The sequence below is a fragment of the Mycobacterium sp. 852002-40037_SCH5390672 genome, assembly GCF_001665875.1.
Classification (GTDB): domain Bacteria; phylum Actinomycetota; class Actinomycetes; order Mycobacteriales; family Mycobacteriaceae; genus Mycobacterium.
Genome location: NZ_LZTA01000138.1, coordinates 12608 through 31296 on the forward strand (window position 1 = coordinate 12608; position 18689 = coordinate 31296).

The 18689-nt window shown below is 66.4% G+C and carries 17 protein-coding genes and 1 pseudogene; 7 read left to right on the forward strand and 11 right to left on the reverse strand.

The window, feature by feature from the left end:
• Positions 1-9: 9 nt before the first annotated feature.
• Together A5782_RS26595 and A5782_RS26600 are read right to left on the reverse strand one after the other, a co-directional pair.
• Complete coding sequence (locus A5782_RS26595) at positions 10-468, reverse strand: SRPBCC family protein (RefSeq protein ID WP_067104864.1); 459 nt, start codon at positions 466-468, stop codon at positions 10-12.
• Between the two features lie 93 nt (positions 469-561).
• Positions 562-1257: an SDR family oxidoreductase gene (locus A5782_RS26600; protein WP_067104865.1), complete on the reverse strand. Its 696-nt coding sequence runs from the start codon at positions 1255-1257 to the stop codon at positions 562-564.
• A 149-nt stretch (positions 1258-1406) separates the two neighbouring features.
• Here A5782_RS26600 and A5782_RS24505 point away from each other — a divergent pair, with 149 nt between their 5' ends.
• Positions 1407-1997, forward strand: a complete 591-nt coding sequence (locus tag A5782_RS24505) for a CGNR zinc finger domain-containing protein (protein ID WP_067104866.1) — start codon at positions 1407-1409, stop codon at positions 1995-1997.
• Here A5782_RS24505 and A5782_RS24510 read toward each other — a convergent pair.
• The 3 genes from A5782_RS24510 to A5782_RS24515 all read right to left on the reverse strand — a co-directional run bounded on the left by A5782_RS24510 (position 1932) and on the right by A5782_RS24515 (position 3735).
• Positions 1932-2543 carry a bifunctional 2-polyprenyl-6-hydroxyphenol methylase/3-demethylubiquinol 3-O-methyltransferase UbiG gene (locus A5782_RS24510; RefSeq protein WP_067104868.1) on the reverse strand — a complete coding sequence of 204 codons (612 nt, stop codon included), beginning with the start codon at positions 2541-2543 and terminating at the stop codon, positions 1932-1934. The genes A5782_RS24505 and A5782_RS24510 overlap by 66 nt on opposite strands.
• A gap of 28 nt (positions 2544-2571) precedes the next feature.
• Positions 2572-2736, reverse strand: coding sequence for a hypothetical protein (locus A5782_RS26605; RefSeq protein ID WP_197694337.1), 165 nt, complete (start codon positions 2734-2736; stop codon positions 2572-2574).
• Positions 2737-2889: 153 nt separating this feature from the next.
• Positions 2890-3735: an SDR family oxidoreductase gene (locus tag A5782_RS24515; protein ID WP_067104870.1), complete on the reverse strand. Its 846-nt coding sequence runs from the start codon at positions 3733-3735 to the stop codon at positions 2890-2892.
• A 91-nt stretch (positions 3736-3826) separates the two neighbouring features.
• On the opposite strand from A5782_RS24515, the gene A5782_RS24520 reads away from it, so the two are divergent.
• Positions 3827-4441 carry a PaaI family thioesterase gene (locus A5782_RS24520; protein ID WP_067104872.1) on the forward strand — a complete coding sequence of 205 codons (615 nt, stop codon included), beginning with the start codon at positions 3827-3829 and terminating at the stop codon, positions 4439-4441.
• Positions 4442-4462: 21 nt separating this feature from the next.
• Here the strand turns inward: A5782_RS24520 and A5782_RS24525 are convergent, their stop codons facing one another.
• From A5782_RS24525 to A5782_RS24535, 3 genes are all read right to left on the reverse strand, one after another.
• Positions 4463-5227 carry a DUF2127 domain-containing protein gene (locus A5782_RS24525; protein WP_067104896.1) on the reverse strand — a complete coding sequence of 255 codons (765 nt, stop codon included), beginning with the start codon at positions 5225-5227 and terminating at the stop codon, positions 4463-4465.
• Between the two features lie 68 nt (positions 5228-5295).
• Complete coding sequence (locus A5782_RS24530) at positions 5296-6684, reverse strand: MmgE/PrpD family protein (RefSeq protein ID WP_067104875.1); 1389 nt, start codon at positions 6682-6684, stop codon at positions 5296-5298.
• 100 nt (positions 6685-6784) lie between these two features.
• Entirely contained in the window at positions 6785-7651 is an 867-nt protein-coding gene (locus A5782_RS24535; RefSeq protein WP_067104877.1) for a helix-turn-helix domain-containing protein, read from the reverse strand.
• A gap of 203 nt (positions 7652-7854) precedes the next feature.
• Here A5782_RS24535 and A5782_RS24540 point away from each other — a divergent pair, with 203 nt between their 5' ends.
• The 5 genes from A5782_RS24540 (at position 7855) to A5782_RS24560 (ending at position 14838) form a co-directional block, all read left to right on the forward strand.
• Positions 7855-8268 (forward strand): nuclear transport factor 2 family protein, encoded by a 414-nt coding sequence (locus A5782_RS24540; RefSeq protein WP_067104879.1) that lies wholly within the window; start codon positions 7855-7857, stop codon positions 8266-8268.
• The gene (locus tag A5782_RS24545; RefSeq protein WP_067104881.1) at positions 8269-9087 is read left to right on the forward strand and encodes an SDR family NAD(P)-dependent oxidoreductase; all 819 of its coding nucleotides are present in this window, start codon (positions 8269-8271) and stop codon (positions 9085-9087) included.
• Positions 9088-9336: 249 nt separating this feature from the next.
• Positions 9337-10638: a sodium:proton exchanger gene (locus A5782_RS24550; protein ID WP_082943092.1), complete on the forward strand. Its 1302-nt coding sequence runs from the start codon at positions 9337-9339 to the stop codon at positions 10636-10638.
• A 99-nt stretch (positions 10639-10737) separates the two neighbouring features.
• The gene (locus A5782_RS24555; protein WP_067104882.1) at positions 10738-13902 is read left to right on the forward strand and encodes an adenylate/guanylate cyclase domain-containing protein; all 3165 of its coding nucleotides are present in this window, start codon (positions 10738-10740) and stop codon (positions 13900-13902) included.
• A gap of 99 nt (positions 13903-14001) precedes the next feature.
• Positions 14002-14838, forward strand: a complete 837-nt coding sequence (locus A5782_RS24560; RefSeq protein WP_082943093.1) for an SDR family oxidoreductase — start codon at positions 14002-14004, stop codon at positions 14836-14838.
• A 5-nt stretch (positions 14839-14843) separates the two neighbouring features.
• On the opposite strand, the gene A5782_RS24565 is transcribed toward A5782_RS24560, so the two are convergent.
• From A5782_RS24565 to A5782_RS26610, 3 genes and pseudogenes are all read right to left on the reverse strand, one after another.
• Positions 14844-16421 carry an NAD(P)/FAD-dependent oxidoreductase gene (locus tag A5782_RS24565; protein ID WP_197694338.1) on the reverse strand — a complete coding sequence of 526 codons (1578 nt, stop codon included), beginning with the start codon at positions 16419-16421 and terminating at the stop codon, positions 14844-14846.
• A gap of 38 nt (positions 16422-16459) precedes the next feature.
• Positions 16460-18259, reverse strand: a complete 1800-nt coding sequence (locus A5782_RS24570; protein WP_067104889.1) for an NAD(P)/FAD-dependent oxidoreductase — start codon at positions 18257-18259, stop codon at positions 16460-16462.
• Positions 18260-18350: 91 nt separating this feature from the next.
• Positions 18351-18689, reverse strand: a pseudogene (locus A5782_RS26610) (TetR/AcrR family transcriptional regulator); the annotation flags it as partial.

An 18689-nucleotide genomic window follows, 5' to 3' on the forward strand; every position in this document is an offset into this window, starting at 1 on the left:
GAGCCGGACCTATTCCGGCGATTGCGCCAGCACGGCGAGCCGGTCCATGGACTCGCGCAACATGTCCGCCGTCGTCGCGCGGGCGCGCTCGAGGCGGGTGGCGTCGGAAAGCGCCGTCCAGTCGTAGGTGTGGGTGACCGTGGTGAGTTCGGCGTTGACCGGGCTGAGCTCCCAACGCCACAGGTGACCCGGGGGTTGCTTGCCGGGTTCGGCTGGCCGCCAAGCAATTTTGCTGCCCTCGACGAATTCCGTGACGTGGTTCTCCCGCACCGCTCCATTGGTCAGCGTCGTCTTGAACACGTCACCCACTCGATGGACACGCTGGCCGGAAGCAGACGACGCCAGATTGTTGTTGCCGTCCCAGCTCGGCTGGCGGGACGGATCGGCGATCAGTTCGAAGATCCGCGCGGCATTGGCCGACATCACGCGGGTGGCGCTCACGATGCGTTCAGCTTCCGTATCGGACATATCGCTATCCAAACACGTGGGGCCACTCGGTGCGTCGGTGACTTCGGGCCGAGGCGTCGAGACGTTCGGCCGTCGCAACAGCGACGGGGCGGTTCACCCCATCCGGGGCAGCGCCTCGACCGGTCCGGACAGCGCCGCCTTGACGTAGCGGGTGTCGTCGTCGGCCAGCACCTCCGTGTCGTCCCGTTCGATGCCGTCGATGATCGCGTGCGCCACCTGGCGCGGGTCGTTCTTGGGTGCGTCGAAGCCGGCGGTCATCTCGGTGTCGGTGAAGCCGAGGTGCGCGGCCACGACCAGGGTGCCCTGCTTCTCGAGTTCGATACGCAGCGAATTCGTCGTCGACCACAGTGCGGCTTTGGAGTCGCCATACCCGCCGGATCCGGGCATCCAGGACAAGATCGAGGCGATGTCGACCAGTGCACCCCCGCCGTTGTCGGCCAGGATCGGTGCGAACGCCTTGGCCACCCGCAGCGCCCCGAAGTAATTCGTCTCGAACACCGCCCGCACCTCTTCGATGTCGCTGCTGAGCAGACTCGCGGCGCCGAGTACACCGGCATTGTTGATGACGATGTCGACGTCCGTTGCCTCGGCCGCCAACGCGGCAACCGAATCTGGCTTGGTGACATCCAATTCGACGCTGATTACCCGAGGATCCTGACTGGCCTTCGGCGCCCGCGCGGTGGCGTAGACGTTGGCCGCTCCCCGTTCCAGCAACTCCGCCACGATGGCCTTGCCGAGACCGCGCTGTCCACCGGTGACCAGCACCGTTGACCCCTTGACGTTGACCATGGCCCCTGCTCCTTTGACTTAGGCAAAACAATTTTGATTACGTCACGGTAGTTGAACCGAGCGACGTAGTCAACTAACATTTGTCTATGTCTTCATCGTGGGGTGCGTCACAGCGTTACGGGTGTGCCGCGGCACCCGGGGGCCTTGCGTTGGTCCAGGACTTCCTGAACACGCGCGCCATCGGCGGGTACGGGCCGGACCTGCTGGCCGGCGTGGACCTCGCCCGCGAGTGGGCCGGCGCCGCGGTGCGGGCGTGGTCGTCGGAACGAGACGTGGACTTGCAGCCGCCCGAGCTGGGTGATGCGGATTTGGTCAAGCTTCGCGCGTTGCGGTCCACCATCGAGCAGCTGGTGGCCGGCGAACCGCCGGACGGGCGCGGACCGGGCGCTGTGGCCGCATCTTTCGCGCTGTCCGATGCCGGTGAGGTGCGGCTGGATCCCAGCGGCGGCGGTTGGCGCTGGCTGGCCTCGGCGCTGTGGGGCGAGATCCTGTTGAGTCAGCGGGCCGGCACCTGGCGGCGGATCAAGCGATGCCACAACCACCGGTGCGGGTCGATGTTCTACGACCGCTCAAAAAACAACAGCGGAGTCTGGCACGACGTCAAGACGTGCGGCAACTCCGTCAATCTGCGGGTCTCGCGGGCCCGCCGACGCGAACGCGCTCGGGCGGCGGGGTCAGGTGTTGTGCCAGAGCAGGCGGTACCGGTAATAAAGACCTCGTCGGATGCGGGCCCCCGGTAAGACGTCTTTGGTTGCCTGGCGAATCTGGGCCAGGCTTTCGAGGGGATCAGCCACCGTTACGCCGATGCCGCGGGTTTCCCGATGCAGCAGCGACCCTGCGCGCGCGGCCGGTGTGCAGAGACCGGCCCATACCCAGTCGGTGACGCTCTTGTTGGCGGACAGCCCGACGACAGCGAGTTTCCCTGCGGGCCGCAGCATTTGACACGCTTTACGCAATGTGTCGCGCAGCGGCAGATGGTGCAGGCTGGCGACGAAGGTAATGAGATCGAAGGAACGCTCGGCCCGCTCGAGATCCTCGAACCGCAGCAGTTCCACCGAGGCGTTGCCGATCGGCTGCAATCGCTCCGACGCGCGCCATACCGATATCGGGTCCGCATCGATCCCCACGACGCTGCGTGACACCGCGGCTAACCGCTGCGCCAGGAGCCCTTCCCCGCATCCGACATCGAGCACGTCGCCGCGGTTCCGCGAGGCAATGCCGACCAGCCAGGAGTGATAGGCGGTGTTGTGGTTCCAGTAGTCGTCGTGCTTCGCGTAGTCATCCACCGTCGCCCCAGTCTGCCCGACCGGACCGTCAACAGCGTTCGACGCCCCTGGGCATGACGCGCGGGCCCGCGGCCGCTGGGCGCCGCGTGCTTTTGAGCACCGCGTGCACTGCGTCGAAGGCGCGCGCCTTCAGCGGCGCGACCACGTCGAAAGTGGCGGGAGCCTGGCTGACCCAGGCCGGAAGTGTAGCCACAATGTGTTCCTTTGTTCTTTCGGCCTGTGCGCCGACTCATTCAATTGCACCGGAGCCGCTTTACGACGACGCCGCGCCGCGGTAAACGTGACGAAAAGCCGCCTGTGGTGTACGGCACACCCGCGGCGCAACGAGGGAAACGCAACAGTGCGTCTAGTGAAAGCCTTTGAACCGGCGTAGATAACCCGGCAATCGGTGTGCAGGTACCGCCTTCGGCCAGTCGTCGGGGCGGAAATACGCATCGGTGCCGCCATCGACGAATACCACGCTACCACAGAGGAAGTCAGCCGCATCCGACAGCATGAAGCACATCCACTCGGCCATGTGTCCGGCGTCACCGAAGCCGCCGATCGGTACCGGGAACGACCGGACGGCCTTGGCCTGCCTGGGATTCGACAACTGTTGTTCCAGAAGGGGTGTCATGATCGCACCGGGAGACAGGGCGTTCAGGCGAACGCCCGACCCGGCCCACTCCGGCTGCACCGCGTGTCGCCGCACCCATCGGCTGACGGCGATTTTGGAAGCCCCATACATCATGGTCGGCGCGGCCGGACCCAATAGCCGCACCGATCGCAGCGCCTTGTCGGCGTCATCGGCAAGCAGCGCGTTGATAGCGCGGCGCGGCACCGCGGGCACCGTCGTAGACGAATTGCTGCCGACAACAACGACTTTCGCTCGTCCGGTGGTGGCCAGCGCTGCACGCCAGGCGACGAGCAATTCGACCACCCCGAAGTAATTGACCGCAGCGATCTGACGGATCCGATCCCGGCCGGGGCCGGGACCCAGACCGGCAGCCAACACGGCACCGTCAAGTCTGTGGCCCGAGGCCGCCAGAACGCGGTCGGCAGCCTCTTCGCGCCCCTCGGGTGTCGACAAGTCGGCGACGACATCGCCGCCCTTGACGTCGACACCGATGACGGTGTGCCCGTTGTCCCGAAGGCGCCGTGCGGTCTCGCGGCCCATCCCGGAAGCCGCCCCGGTTATCGCATAGGTCCCCATTGACTCCTCCGTTCTCAGCGCAGTATGCGCGGTGAATCGACAACTCCGACGGCCACCGCCCACTGGGTGGCCGCACTGTTAAGTTGCCAGGATGCATGACCGGACGCCCTGCATTGATTTCAGTCAGCTCGAGTCGGTTTACGCGCCGCTGGCCGAATCGGTCCGCCGACTCCTCGACATCAGCATCCGCACCGAAGCCGGGCCCACGGCGGTAGCTGCGGCGATTAGCAGGATCGACAGTGCGGCAGACGAATTGAGTGATGCGTTACTACCCGGACCGTTCGGCGTGCACCGCTCCCCCGATGGCCAGACCATCGCGTGGGGCAATGCCGTGGTGGGTCTGCGTAACCCGGTGGCGCCGCCACTGGTCATCCATCACGATCCGGACGGACTGGTGTGGTCGGAATTCGTGCTCGGCGCCGCCTACGAAGGCCCACCGGGCACTGTCCACGGAGGTGTGTGCGCTCTGGTGCTCGATCATGTGCTCGGCGCGACGGCCCACCAGCCCGACCGGCCCGCGTACACCGGCACGCTGACCCTGCGCTATCGACGTCCCACGGCGCTGGGACGGCGACTACGGGCGGAGGCTCACGTCGAACGCGTCGACGGGGTCAAGATTTTCGCCGTCGGACACCTGGCCGACGAGGACGGCGTCACCGTGGAAGCCGAGGGAATTTTCATCCATCCCAAGCAGACGCCGACGTAACCGTCGACACCCGCGAGCAGGTCAATTCGCCGCTGCCTCCTTTTCGACGTCGAGCAGCTGCTCACCGCGTCGCTCCTGGTCGTAGGCCTCGCGCCCACCCCGCAGCCCGAACAACCGTTTCGAGACCAGCAGGTAGATCACCGCGGCGACGTTGATGGTGAAGGTCACCACCCGGGTCATCGTGAGGCCCTTGGCCAGGTCTTGGATCTCGAGCGGCAAGAAGACCGAGGTGGCTATCACCGCGAAGTATTCGCCCCAGCGTTTCAGCAGCCATAGGCCCACCCCTTCGACGACTTCGAGCAGCGCGTAACCGGCCAGCATCAGCGTCAGCAGGGCCAGGGTGGACGGTTTGGCGGCCAGCGCCTTTTCCAGTTCGTGCACGATGGTCATCTGATCGACCTTGAATCCAGCGGTGCGAAAAATTGGCAGGTCGCGATCGAGGGTGGCCTGGATGGCGCCGCGCGCCCCGCGAAACTTCCACACCGCATAGGCCGCCAGCGCAATCACCACCGCCCGGAACAAGCGTTCCACCGCCAGCGTGCGGATGATAATGGCCTGTCGTAACGCCTTGCCGCGCATGATCATTGGCGCGTCTTCGGCGCGACCCCGCCCGTGCGGCTCACCGACGGTGAATTCGCCGCACCGCAAGCAGCGCCACACTTCACCCAGCCCGGTGCTGCCGCTCAGCCGGTCGGCGAGTGACTGCTCGTCGGGTGCATAGGTGACGTGACCGGCAACCGCGCAGGTGACCAGCTCCCACCGATTGCGGCCGTGTTCTTTACCCATGGCCGGATCATTCATGGCGGGCGGTCGGCCACGCAAGGGGGACGCGCACAACGTGTGTCAGAAGGGCGTCAGAAGCGCGGCTTGCTGCGCGCGCACCGGGCGGTGGGAAGCACCGATCCGAGGAGGCCGGTGAGTTGGGCGATCGGGATCTCGTCGAGCCGAGCTATCGCGGCGACGATCTCGTCATGCAGCGACTCGTCGCAGAAGGGTTCGGCAAGCCAGCCGAACTTGTCCACGACGCGTTCCCAGGACATCGGACAGGTGGGTGATCCCTCGTAATCCGACTGCTCGCGGCTGAACTCTCGCCCGTCCCTGGCGATCACGTGCACCCGCGCCGCCGTGCGTTGCGGATAGCCCGCCGTCAGGTCGGCGGCCGGCTTGACCTCCACTCGCGACAGCAGGTCGGAGACATCGCTTCGCAAAACCCGTTTGTTCTCCAGCTGTTCGGGGCCGACGCCGCCGTCGAGTAGGGCGACCGCGGTCAGGTACTTGAGGTTGTAGTCGGCCTGCTCCTTGGTTGTCGGATGTTCTTTGTCGCCATACGCGCCCCCACCGGCGAAGTCGTACGCCCCCTGGAATACCTCGAGGACTACCCGCGCGACATCTGCACCGCGCAGATCGTGCTCACTGCGCACGGCCAGGACAGCATCGATCACCACCTGGCCATGGATGAGTGAGCAGTACTGCTTCAAGTAGGTCTGCTCGACACAGGTGAGCCCCCGGTCGGCGGTGTGGAGATCGATGGGCTGATCGAACAGCTGCACCAACCCGTGCGGGCCCTCGAACAGCGACTTGGGGCCGGTGATGCCGCGGGCAGCCAGCATCGTCGTGTACACGGCGCGCATACCGGTGATAGCCGGTGAGATGCCCTTCCAGTTCGAAACCGGTTCGGCGTGCACCGTCGCCAGCGACACGTTGTCGGCCGCCGCGGCGGCGATGGCGTTGGCGGTCTGCTCGGCGCTCAGCCCCAGCAGCTTCGCGCTACCCGCCGCAACCGACATTGACAGCTGCAGCGCGTGGTTGAGTCCGCGTGCCATCACGGGAACCTGCGCGCTGAAACGGCATTGGATCTCGTAGGCCAGCGCCAGCGCCAGCAGGAAGTCGGCCCCGCCGGCGCCGGTGTGCTCGGCCACGGCCAGAAGCGCCCCCACGTTGTCGGCGGGATGGCAGAGCCCGCCGACCGTCAGATAGGTGTCGAGCAGATCGGGATAGCGCACCAGCACCGCGTTGAAGAAGGCCGCCTGGTCCACCGATGCTCGCCCGCCGCCGACCAGGGTGGCCGTCGGGGTGCCCCCGAATTGGGCGGCGTGTTCCCGAATCCTCGGAATGAGCTCGCCGTCCAGTGAACCGACTGCGCACGCGACGCTGTCGAGGACGTTGCGTTTCAACAGTGCCCGCGGTCGTCCCGTCAGATCCGCCGGCCGCGCGCCGACGACGAAATCGGCAAGCTCGTCCACAACGAAGTTACGTGCCACCACTTTTCGCCTCCCAGCCGAGGCTACCCCGCTCCCAAGCGCGTAACGGCCGCCGTCCGGGTTCGGTCTTTTGTGCGATGCGCTACATAGCGGTGTTGGTCGCGGCCGGTTGCGGCGGCGATCCGCTGAGCTCGGTCGTCTCGTCGGTCAGATGTTTTCCGATGTCCCGGATCTGTCGCGCGCTCAGCGCGCACAGCGGGTGTACGGCCACCATCAGGGCAACGCGGCCCCGGTCGTCGGAAACCGGCGCGGCGATGGTCACCACGGGTTGCTTCCGGCGACCGGGGTTGTCGTCGGAGAGAAACCCGATGGTGGTGAACTCGACCAGCAACTGGTCCATGATGTGGCGCACCGGGGTCGGCATCTCGCTGCTGTCCAAAGTGCCGACCACCTGCACCGCCTGCGCGAGTGCCGGCGTCGTCCAGTCGACGTCGAAGCCGCGTTCACGCGTGTGCGCCAACACCTGCTGGAGGCGCTGCGTGCGGTCAGGATTGCCGCCCGCGCCACGCCGGATCCACGCGCGTTGTTCCTCCTCGGAGTCCCAGGCCGCCATCGCGACGCCGAACGGCGGCGCGTACGGAATGCGATCACCCGGTATGCCGGACGGCTGCGTGGCTGGTTCGCCCTCAAAGGCGGTGACCACCAAGGAATCACCGAACTTCTCGACCACCGAACAGGCGTAGCCGACTTCGTGGGAGAGTCGCAGGGCCGCGGACCGTGCCGCGTGGGCGAGCGGCCGGGCGGTGTCCGTACGGGCTGCCACCACGGCGAGTGCGGGGCCCAGGGTGAAAGTTTTCTCGATCGGGTCGCGGCTGGCCCACCCGCGGTCACACAACGTCTTGAGGATCGCGTGCGCGGTCGCCTGAGTGAGATCGAGCTCGCGCACCACGTCGGAGAAACGCAGCCGGGCATTTCCGGACCGCGCCAGCAGCTCGACCACATCGAGCACCCGGGCGGTCGGCGCCGACGTCGATCCGCGAATCGCTTGACTCCTTTGTGGCCGCGTTTTTACAGTTGGACGAACATTCGAGATCTTATATCGATTATTCGAAAAAGTTAGCGCCGGCCTCGACGACGTGCCCGACGCCTCGATCAGGCCCGCAGGTCCGATGGCCCGCCCCGGATCATCGTCCGTCCGAATGGAGACCTCACGTGAGCGAACGCGATGACCGGCAAGACATCTCCGAGCTGCTGGTGCGCTATGCCACCGGGATCGACCGGCGCGATTGGCCGCTGTTTCGCACCGTGTTCATCGACGACTGCGAACTCGACTACGGCGAGATCGGTAGCTGGCACGGCGTCGACGCCGTCGCCGACTTCATGGAGCAAGCGCACGCCCTGGCGGGGCACACGCTGCACCGCCTGAGCAACCAGGCGATCACGCTCGATGGCGACAACGCGTCGGCACGCAGCTACATCGATGGCCTGATCATGGCCGGCGACAACAACTCTGGCGTCAATGCGATCGGCTTTTACGACGACGACCTGGTGCGGACGCCGGCGGGGTGGCGCATCGCCCGCCGCCGCTACACCCAGGTCCGCATTACGACGGTCAGGGGCATCTAGATGACCTTCGCGACACAATACGGGCCATGGGCGCTGGTGGCCGGAGCCTCCGACGGCGTGGGTGCCGCGTTCGCCGAAGGGCTCGCCGAGCGAGGTGTCAACGTGGTACTGCTGGCCCGCCGGCAAGCCGTTCTCGACCGGGTGGCGGCCGAGATCGAAGCCAAGACGCCGGCGCAAACCCGCACCGTGGCCATCGATCTCGCGCAGCCCGGTGCAGCAGCCACGATCGCCGCGGCGACCGCTGACCTGGAGATCGGAATGCTCGTGTACTGCGCGGGCGCCGACCCGAATTTCGAGCCGTTCCTTGCCAATCCGATCGAAGCCGCCGAGGCGATGGTGCAACGCAACTGCATGGTGCCCATGCAGCTGTGTCACCATTTCGCGCCCGCAATGGTCCAGCGCGGCAGCGGCGGCATCGTCATCTTCGGTTCCGGAGCGGGGCTGGCCGGCGGACCGAACATGGTCGCCTACGGCGCCTCCAAGGCGTTCGACATGGTCTTCGCCGAGGCGCTGTGGGCCGAACTGCACGACAAGGGTGTCGACGTCCTGGGCCTCATCCTGGGCAAGACCAATACACCGGCATTGCGCGAACTCGAATACAGCCGTGGCCAGATCGCTTCCCCCGACGAGGTGCCACCGGACGCGGCGGCCGTGTCCGACGTCATCGCCGAGGCGTTCGACAACCTCGGCAACGGCCCGACCCTGATGGTGGGCGACACCATGCGAGCCGCGGCGCAGCTGCTGGCATCGCTGAGCCGCAATCAGGCCGTGGAGCTTTTCACGCAGGCCGCGGCCGCGGCCATGGGCCCGGACGATTAGCGGGAACCCAACGGGAACTTCGGCCGTTCGCTGCGCGTCATACTGGATGTGGCAAGGTTTGCCAAAGTTCCGAATCAGGGGAGCCTAACTTTTGCTTCCGCAGTGCCCTGGGCAGCAAATATGGGTCCGGCGGCACCGCAGCCATCGTAAACCCGCTGCGTTGCTGACCCCGGCCGTCACGGGTACGTTGGGTAACCGGTTCGCGCAACCGAGCCGAGGGAGCCACTCGATCGCCACCGCCTGCGAAGGATGACGATGCTCGCCATAGACAGGCCCGCTGCCACCGTCTCGATGACGGCACGCTGGCGGCGCCGCACCCTGACCCGCTCCGGATTGATCACGGGCGCATTCGTCGTTCCGGCCGTGCTCGTCCGCTTCGCGGGCCTGCATACCGGCGCGGTGCTGGCCCTGGTGATCTTCGGGGCCGCGGTGGTGGCGGCCAGCTTCTTGCTGGCGTGGGCCGCCGAGGCGGCTCAGATCGACGTCTCCGGCGGGCTGGCGACGGCACTACTCGCCTTGATCGCGGTGCTGCCCGAATACGCCGTTGACCTGTACTACGCGTACGTGTCCGGCCACAACGCCGACTACACGCAGTACGCCGCGGCCAACATGACCGGATCCAACCGGTTGTTGATGGGTCTGGGTTGGCCCGTCGTGGTGCTGGTGAGCATCCTGGTCGCGCGCAAGTCCGGTTCGAAGAAGACCACCGGGTTGACGCTGGAGCCAGCAAACCGCGTCGAACTCGGATTCCTGTTGATCGCCGGCGTGATCGCATTCGTGATCCCGGCGAGCGGCCAGATCCATTTCGGGCTGGGGCTGGCGTTGCTGGCCTGGTTCGGGTTCTACCTCTACAAGATCAGCCACGGCAGCGTCGAAGAGCCCGACCTGATAGGCACCGCCGCCGCTCTGGGCGACCTGCCTGACGGTCGCCGGCGCGTCGCCGTGGTCGGCCTCTTCCTGGTGTCGGGCGCGGTGATCCTGCTGTGCGCCAAGCCCTTTGCCGACAATCTGGTCGCCGCCGGTACCGAACTGGGCATCAACCGCTTCTTGCTGGTGCAGTGGCTGGCTCCGCTGGCGTCGGAAGCGCCGGAGTTCATCATCGCGATCATTTTCGCCACCCGGGGCAAGGGAACCGCGGCCATCGCCACACTGATTTCCTCCAAGGTCAACCAGTGGACCCTGTTGATCGGGTCATTGCCGATCGCCCACCTGCTGGGCGGCGGCGGGTTCTCCCTGTACCTCGACTCCCGCCAGGTGGAGGAAGTGCTGCTCACCGCCACCCAAACGATGATGGGGGTGGCGCTGATCCTGGCGCTGCGTTTCCACCGGGCGGCCGCGTGCACACTCCTCGGACTGTTCGTCGTCCAGTTCCCGATCTTCTCGACACAGGGGCGGCTGCTGCTCTGCGGCGTCTACACCGCGGTGGCCGTCGTCGGCCTGCTCATCAACCGGCGCCACGTGGTGGCCACCGTCCGTGCGCCGTTCTTCGGCACGGCCATCCGGCACAGCGGTCACCCGCACTCGTCGGAGGAGCACGGGCTCCCGACGTAGCACTCGCTCGCGTCAGCAAAGCGCCAAAACCGCGCTTCCCTCCGGCGATCCGCCTATTCTTAGCGGCGGGGCGGTGCGGCCCTGGACGGTGGTGCTCATATGACGACGTCGAGGGTGGCGTGCCCGTCATGCGGCGCCGAACTGCGCACCACCGCGAAGTTCTGTGACGAGTGTGGGTCGCCCGCTAAGGCCTCTGGGACGTCTGCGGAGTACAAGCAGGTGACGGTGCTGTTCGCCGACGTCGTGCGGTCGATGGACATCGCTGCGTCGGTGGGCCCGGAACGGCTACGCGAGATCATGGGCGCGCTCGTCGAGCGCGCGGCGGCCGTGGTCCAACGATTCGGCGGCAGGGTGGACAAATTCACCGGCGACGGCATCATGGCAGTGTTTGGTGCACCAGTTGCGTTGGAGGATCACGCTTTTCGCGCATGTATGGCGGCCTTGGGGATCCAGGATGAGGCCGGGCAGGTGGCGAGTGAGGTCGCAGCCCGAGATGAGGTCGACCTGCGGCTGCGGGTGGGTCTAAATTCTGGTCAGGTGATCGCCGGCGAGATCGGCTCTGGCGCTTTGGGTTACACCGCGATAGGTGAACAGGTGGGCATGGCCCAGCGTATGGAGTCGGTTGCGCCGCCGGGTGGCGTGATGCTCAGCGAGTCCACCGCGCGGCTGGTCGAGGACGCCGTGGTGTTGGACGAGCCGGAAGTGGTGCACACCAAGGGCGCAAGCGCGCCGCTGCCGGCACACCGCCTGATCGCCACGACTCGCGATCAGCGCCGTCGCAGCGACCCGCGGTTGGTCGGGCGAACGTGGGAACTCAACACGATCGCCGGTCTCCTCGACGAGGCAATTGCCGGGGCCGGCTGCGTAGTCGGTGTGCTGGGGCCGCCGGGTATCGGTAAGAGCCGCATCGTCCGGGAAGCGGCGGCACTGGCGAACACCCGCGGCGCGGACAGGTTCACCACCTACTGCGAATCCCACACCAGCGATATCCCCTTCCACGCCGTGACCGGACTCATGCGCGCCGGCCTCGGCGTCGACGGCCTTGACGGCGAAGCGGCCCGCACCCAGCTGCGCCTACGATTCCGGGACGCCAATCCTGACGATCTCCTGTTGCTCGACGATCTGCTCGGTGTCGCCGATCCTGGCCATCAGGTGCCCCAAGTCGAGGGTGACGCGCGGCGGCGCAGGCTCACCGCACTGGTCAACAGCGCATCGATGGCCCGGGCCACGCCGGTGCTCTACGTGATCGAGGACGTCCATTGGATCGATGACGTCAGCGAGTCGATGCTGGCCGACTTCATGGCCGTAATCCGACAAACCTGCTCGATGGTACTGATCACCTACCGCCCCGAATACCGCGGCGCGCTGGCCACCATCCCCGGCGCACAAACGATCGCGCTACGCCCGCTCAACGGCAGACAGACCGAGGCGCTGCTCGGTGAGCTGCTCGGCTCCGATTCCTCGCTACAAGGACTGGCCGAAGTCATCTCCGAACGCGCCGGCGGCAATCCCTTTTTCGCGGAGGAGATCGTCCGTGATCTGGCCGAGCGTGGCGCGATCGACGGCGCCCGCGGCGCCTATCGGCTGCGCGGCAACGTCGGCATGCCACAAATAGAAGCCACCGTGCCCGCGACGTTGCAGGCCGTTATCGCGGCGCGCGTCGACCGGATCAGCTCGGCGGCTAAACGCACATTGAACGCCGCGGCGGTCATCGGCTCGCGGTTCAACCCGGAGCTGCTATCCGCTTTGGGCACCGAGCCGGTCTTCGACGAATTGGTCATGGGCGAGTTGATCGATCAGGTCGGGTTTGGCCAGCGAGTGGAATATGCGTTCCGGCATCCGTTGATTCGCGCCGTGGCCTATGAATCGCAGCTGAAGTCGGATCGCGCCGCGCTGCACCAGCGGCTTGCCGCTGCGATCGAGCAACGCGGGTCGGTCGACGAAAGCGCGGCGCTCATCGCCGAACACCTCAACGCGGCCGGGGATCTGCACGCGGCATTCGACTGGTATATGCGCGCGGGCAGCTGCCTGACCCACCGCGACATCACCGCGGCACGGGCGAGTTGGCGGCATGCGCAAGACGTCGCAGACCGACTGCCCGGCACCGATCCCGACCGCGCCGCATCACGGATCGCCGCGCGGACGCTGCTCTGCGCCAGCGCCTGGCTAGCCGGTGGCAGCCTCGCCGACACGGGATTTGACGAACTACGCGACCTGGCTAACGACAGCGGAGACAAGGCGTCGCTGGCGATGGGGATGGCCGGGTGGCTGCCGGCACTGGTCGTTCATTCCCGATTCGAAGAGGCATCACAATTGGCCTCTGAGCTCATCAGCCTGCTCGAGGCAATCGGTGACCCGACGTTGACTCTCGGACTGTCCTATGCCGCGCTCGCCGCCAAGTTAGAGCATGGCGAAATGACGGAAGTCGTGCAGCTGGCGCAGCGGATAATCGAGCTGGCCGACGGTGATGCCTCCAAGGGCGATTTGATCGTCGGCTCTCCGCTGGTGGGGGCGATGATGTTGGGGGGCTGCGCGCGCTGTTACCTCGGCGATCCGGGCTGGAGAGCCGATGTCGAGCGAGCCACCGCGATGGTTCGTGCATTCGACCCCACGACGCGCGCGGTGATGTTGCTCTTCAAATACACGCTCATTTACAACGGGGTGTGGCTTCCGGATGCGGCGGCGTTGAAGGAGACCGAAGAGTTGCTCGCGATCGCCGAGCGATCCGGTCACAATCTCACGCTGGCCTGCGCCCAGCACGCGCACGGTGTCGCGCTCGCGGCCTATGACGGTCCCGGGCGCGAAGACAGCTTCACCCTCCTTGCCGCGGCCCGTGAAGCCGCTCTGCAAGAGCGCTACACCCTGGTAGCGGCTACCGTCGTTGACGCCGTGGAAGCTGACGAGATGGCTCGAGCCGGCGATCTCGACGGGGCGATCGAACTGTCGCGCGCTGCCGTCGAGCAGGAGTACCTCTGTGGCGACATGATCTACCTTGCCGGCGCCACCGCAATCCTGGTAGGTGCGCTGCTGCACAGAGGTGGCCCCACCGACCTTCAGGAAGCGCAGGCGACCATCGACCGGCTGGCGGCTGTACCGACCGAACCCGGATTCGTCCTGCACGACATATGGCTGCTGCGGATGCGCGCATTGGAGGCGCGGGCCCACGGCGACGACACCTATCGCGACTATCGCGACCGCTATCGCGCGATGGCGAATTCCCTTGACTTCCAAGGACATATCGCCTGGGCCGAAGAAATGGCGTGACAGGGCACGGCTCGGGCCATTCCGCCCAGTAGCTGCCTAGTGGCCGCACACCCCGGCCCGCGGCTCGGTGCGAATTCATTCTGCGTATACGGTCCAGGTATGACTCGAGTGTCGGTGATCACAGGCGGCGCGGGCGGCATGGGCCTGGCCACGGCGAAAATCGTCGGACGCGACCACACCGTGGTCCTCTGCGATGTCCGGCAGGATCGGCTGGCGACCGCGGCCACAACTCTGCAAGACCTCGGGATCACTCCCACGGTCGTCGACTCTGATGTCACCGACCGGCAGGCGGTCGCAGATCTGCTGAAGACCGCCAACAACCTCGGAACGCTCGCCTCCGTCATCCACACCGCGGGGGTGAGTCCGAGCATGGGTGCCGCCGACTATGTCATGCGGACCAATGCCGTCGGCACCGTCAACGTCAACGAGGAGTTCTTCACAGTCGCCGACGAGGGCGCCGTGATCGTCAACGTGGCATCGATGGCGGCGCACATGCTGCCCGCGGAAATCGTTCCGACAGAGCGATTTCCGCAAGCGCTGGACGACGCCGAGGCCTTCATGGACGCCATGCTGGCGGCGTGCAACATCGTGCCCGAGGATGCGCGATCCGGTATCGCATACGCCATGAGCAAGAGCTTCGTGAAGTGGTACAGCCAGTCGCAGGCTGAGCGCTTCAACGCCCGCGGATTGCGCATCGTCTCGGTGTCGCCGGGGTCTGTCGACACCGAGATGGGCAGACTCGAGGAGCAGGCCGGAGCCGGCGCGATGGTCGCCAACGCCGCGGTCCCGCGGTGGGGCAAGCCGGAGGAGATGGCCGAGCTGCTCGCCTTCTGCGCCAGCGACAAGGCCGGATACCTCACCGGCACCGACATTCTCAACGACGGCGGGGTGATCGCCTCGATGACCGAACGGGCCAGGATGGCCGCCGGCAGCTAGAGCAACTACGGTCGGCTACTCGTCGACGCCTCCGCCGATTTGGTCTGCGGCCACGCGGTGTCATCGAATTCGGCATCCCCTAGATTCGCGCCATCGCGCGGTCGCGGCGTCCTACGGTGTATCCATTCTCGTGGTCGCAGCCGCCAGGTCCGGCGCGCGTATTCCAGTTCGGTATACGGCCATTGGGTGACGATTCGGCCGGACGGCGAACGGAAGTAGCTGTTGCACCGCGTCCAGATGGTGCGCTCCAGGTCCGCGGAAAGCGCGTCGTTGTAGCGCTTTTCGGACTCCGGGCGCACGTCGAGGTAGCCGCCGCGGCGCGCCAGGCGGCTTACCGCGCTGGCGACCAGTCGCGCCCCGGCCTCGAGGATGTAGACGATGGAGTTGCCGCCCTGGTTGGTGTTTGGGCCATACAGCATGAAGAAGTTCGGGAATCCGCTGACCGCCGCCCCCAGATAGGCGCGCGGGTCGTCGCCCCAGTGCTCGTGCAGCCGGCGGCCAGCGGCACCGACGACGTCGATGCCGGAGAGGTAGCGCGACGTCTCGAACCCGGTTGCCAGCACTATCACGTCGGTGTTGACTTCTGCGCCCGACGCCGTGATCACCGATGTCTGGCCGATGCGGGCGATGGGGTCGGTGACCAGCTCGACGTTGTCGCGCTGCAACGCCCGGTAATAGTCGTCGCCCAGCAGCACCCGTTTACAGCGGAACGGATAGTCCGGCGTCAGCGCCCGGCGCAGCGGCTCGTCAGCCACGGTGCGCTCCAGGAACGACGTCGCGATCTGCGTGCGCGCCGTCACCACCGGGTCGTCAGCGAAGGTCGCGGTGTTGTCGTGCTGGAACTTCCAGATCTGCCAGCGGGTGCGGCGCAACGCCAGGCGGCTGCGTTGAAAGCGTGCCAATTCGGTTGCGCTGTATGGGCGATCGTCCTTGGGCACCATCCAGGGTGGGCTGCGTTGAAAAACGGTGACGTGCCCGGCGGTCTCCGCCAACTCGGGCACAACCTGTACCCCGCTGGCGCCGGTGCCGATCACCGCGACGTTCCGGCCGGCCAGATCGAGGTCGTGATCCCACTGCGCGGTGTGCAGCACCGGGCCGGTGAATTCGCTCAGTCCGTCGATGTCGGGGAGCTTGACATCGCCGAACAGCCCGATCGCACACACGACGACGTCGGCCGTCAGTGTGGCCGAATACCCGTCCCGCTCCAGCTGGCAATCCCACGCGCCGGTGTGTGGGTTCCAGTGCAGGGAGTTGACCGTGGTGCCCAGCATGAGATGGCGACGCAGGTCGAAATCGTCGGCCACCGATTCGAGGTAGGCCAGTATTTCGGGCTGGCGCGCGTAGGTACGGCTCCAAGATGTGTTGGGGGCGAAGGAAAACGAGTACAGGTGGCTCTGGATGTCGCAGGCGGCCCCGGGATAGGTGTTGCGTCGCCAGGTGCCACCGACGCCGTCGTGGCCCTCGATGATCACCAGATCGTCGATGCCCGCGCGGCGCAGCGCGACGGCCGCACCCAGGCCGCCGAAACCCGCGCCCACGATTGCCACCTTCGGTCCACGCCCGCGCCGCGTCGCGGCTCGCATCCGCCCAATGGCATAGAGCGATCGGGCTTTCCGGCTTGTCACGTCCGTTCCCCGGCGCGGCGGATCAGCAGGCCTTCCAGGTCCCCATCGGTGCGCCACCGTTGCAGGATGTCGGCGTACTCGGTGGGTGCGCCGAAGAAGAAGCTGCCCTGCCGAGTCTTGGCGTCGGCCTTGCCCTCCCGGTTGTAGTACCCGGGCGTACACGTCTTCGCCCGCTCCGCGCTGGCGACCGACCGGGCCACCACCGTGTCAACCCAGGCGGCTTCGGCGCCGGGCGCGGCTTCGATTTCGGTGATGCCCTCGGCGAGTGCGGTGGCAATGATCCAGGCGACGTGGCCGGCCTGCACGTCGAGCAGGTAGGGGAAGTTCACCGTCAGGCCGGCCTGGGCGATGCTCTCGATGAAGCAGTTCGGGAATTCGGTCGTACACAGGCCCTGGAAGGTGCGCACGCCGTCGCCCCAGTGTTCGGTCAGCGTCACGCCGTCACGGCCGATCAGGTCGAATCCGGTGCGGCGGCAATAGTCGGTGCCGACCTCGAAACCCGTTGCGAAGATGAGGCAGTCGAGTTCGTGGGTCACGCCATCAACCACCACGCCGGTTTCGGTGATGCGCTGCACCCCACGGCCCCGGGTGTCGATCAGCGTGACGTTGTCCCGGTTGAACGTCTGCAGATACTCGTCGTGGAAGCACGGTCTTTTGCAGAAGTACCCGTACCACGGTTTGAGCGCCTCGGCCGTGGCGGGATCGGTGACGATCGCGTCTACCCGCGCGCGGATCTCGTCCATTTTGGCGAAGTCGGCCAGCTCGATGTCGCGGCTGCGCTGTTCGGGATCGACGAGACCGTCTCCGTCATGCCGCATGACCGGAAGCCTGCGGGTGATGCTCGTCCAGGCATCGGCGACCAGATCCTGGTCGGCTTGTCCTCCCGCGGTGAGGATCTGAAAGTTCTGTATCCGCTCGCGCTGCCAGCCGGGCTGTAACGTGTTGGCCCACTGGGGATCCGTGGAGCGATTGGCGCGCACGTCCACCGAGGACGGGGTGCGCTGAAAGACGAAGAGCCGCTGGGCGGCAGCGGCGAGGTGCGGTACACACTGGATCGCCGTGGCGCCGGTTCCGATGATGCCGACGCGCTTGTCGGCTAGATTCTGCAGCTCCCCGCCGGTGTAGGCGTAGTCCCAACGGCTGGTGTGGAACGCATGCCCGCGGAAAGCGCCTATTCCTTCGATGCCCGGCAACTTGGGCTTGGCTTGATACCCGTTGGCCATGGAGACGAATTTGGCGCGCATCTCGTCGCCCCGGTCGGTGCGGATGATCCAGCGCGATTCGGACGGATCCCAACGGATTTCCCGCACGTCCGTCTGCAAGCAGGCGTCGCGGTAGAGGTCGTAGCGTTCGGCGATGCGCCGGCAATGGGCAAAGATCTCCGGGCCCTCGGCGTATCGTTCCGTCGGTGTGTAGTCAAGCTCCTCGAGCAGCGGCATGTACACGTACGACTCGACGTCACAAGCGATTCCGGGATAGCGGTTCCAGTACCAGGTGCCGCCGACGTCGGCCGCCTTGTCGATCAGCCGTACGCTTCCGATGCCGAGCTGACGTAGCCGTGCCCCGGTCAACAGCCCGCCGAATCCCGCGCCGACGATGGCGACGTCTACCTCGTCGGTGAGTGGCTCACGGGCGAAGTCCCCGTCCGCCCACGGATCTTCGGCGAATCGCGCGAACGCGCCAGCCATCTCGACGTATTGGGCAATCCCGTCCGCGCGCAAGCGGCGCGCGCGTTCTTCGGCGTATTTGCGTCGCAGCGCGTCGACGTCAAGCGCTTGGCCAACGGTCTCGGTCACGGCCTCGGGTTCCTCTCCGTGGCCTCGACTTTATAATCAATCACTTGATCATATCAAGGGCGCGGCCGCGTGACCGGCCGGTTATCGGCCGCTATGTCCGCGTGCCCACGGCGAGCAGGGTGCCCCTGATCAGTTGCTTCGCAGATGCCAGCGCCGCGTGGTAGTCCTTGGGCGGCAGGGTGGCGCCCAATTCGACCAAGCCGTAGATCAGCGCATAGATCGCCTCGACGGCGCCGTGCCGATCGGCACGGCGGGCGAGCCCGCCCTCGCGGACAGCGTCCCGGACGATGCCGTCGATGATTTCGCGGAATACCTGGAACCCCGAGTTGCCCGTCGCCGTGTCATCGACGGCGATCGCATTCTCCGCCCGGATCACCCACTCGAACGCCGCGAGGTCGGGGTACTCGCGCATCAACCGGCCCGATTCGTC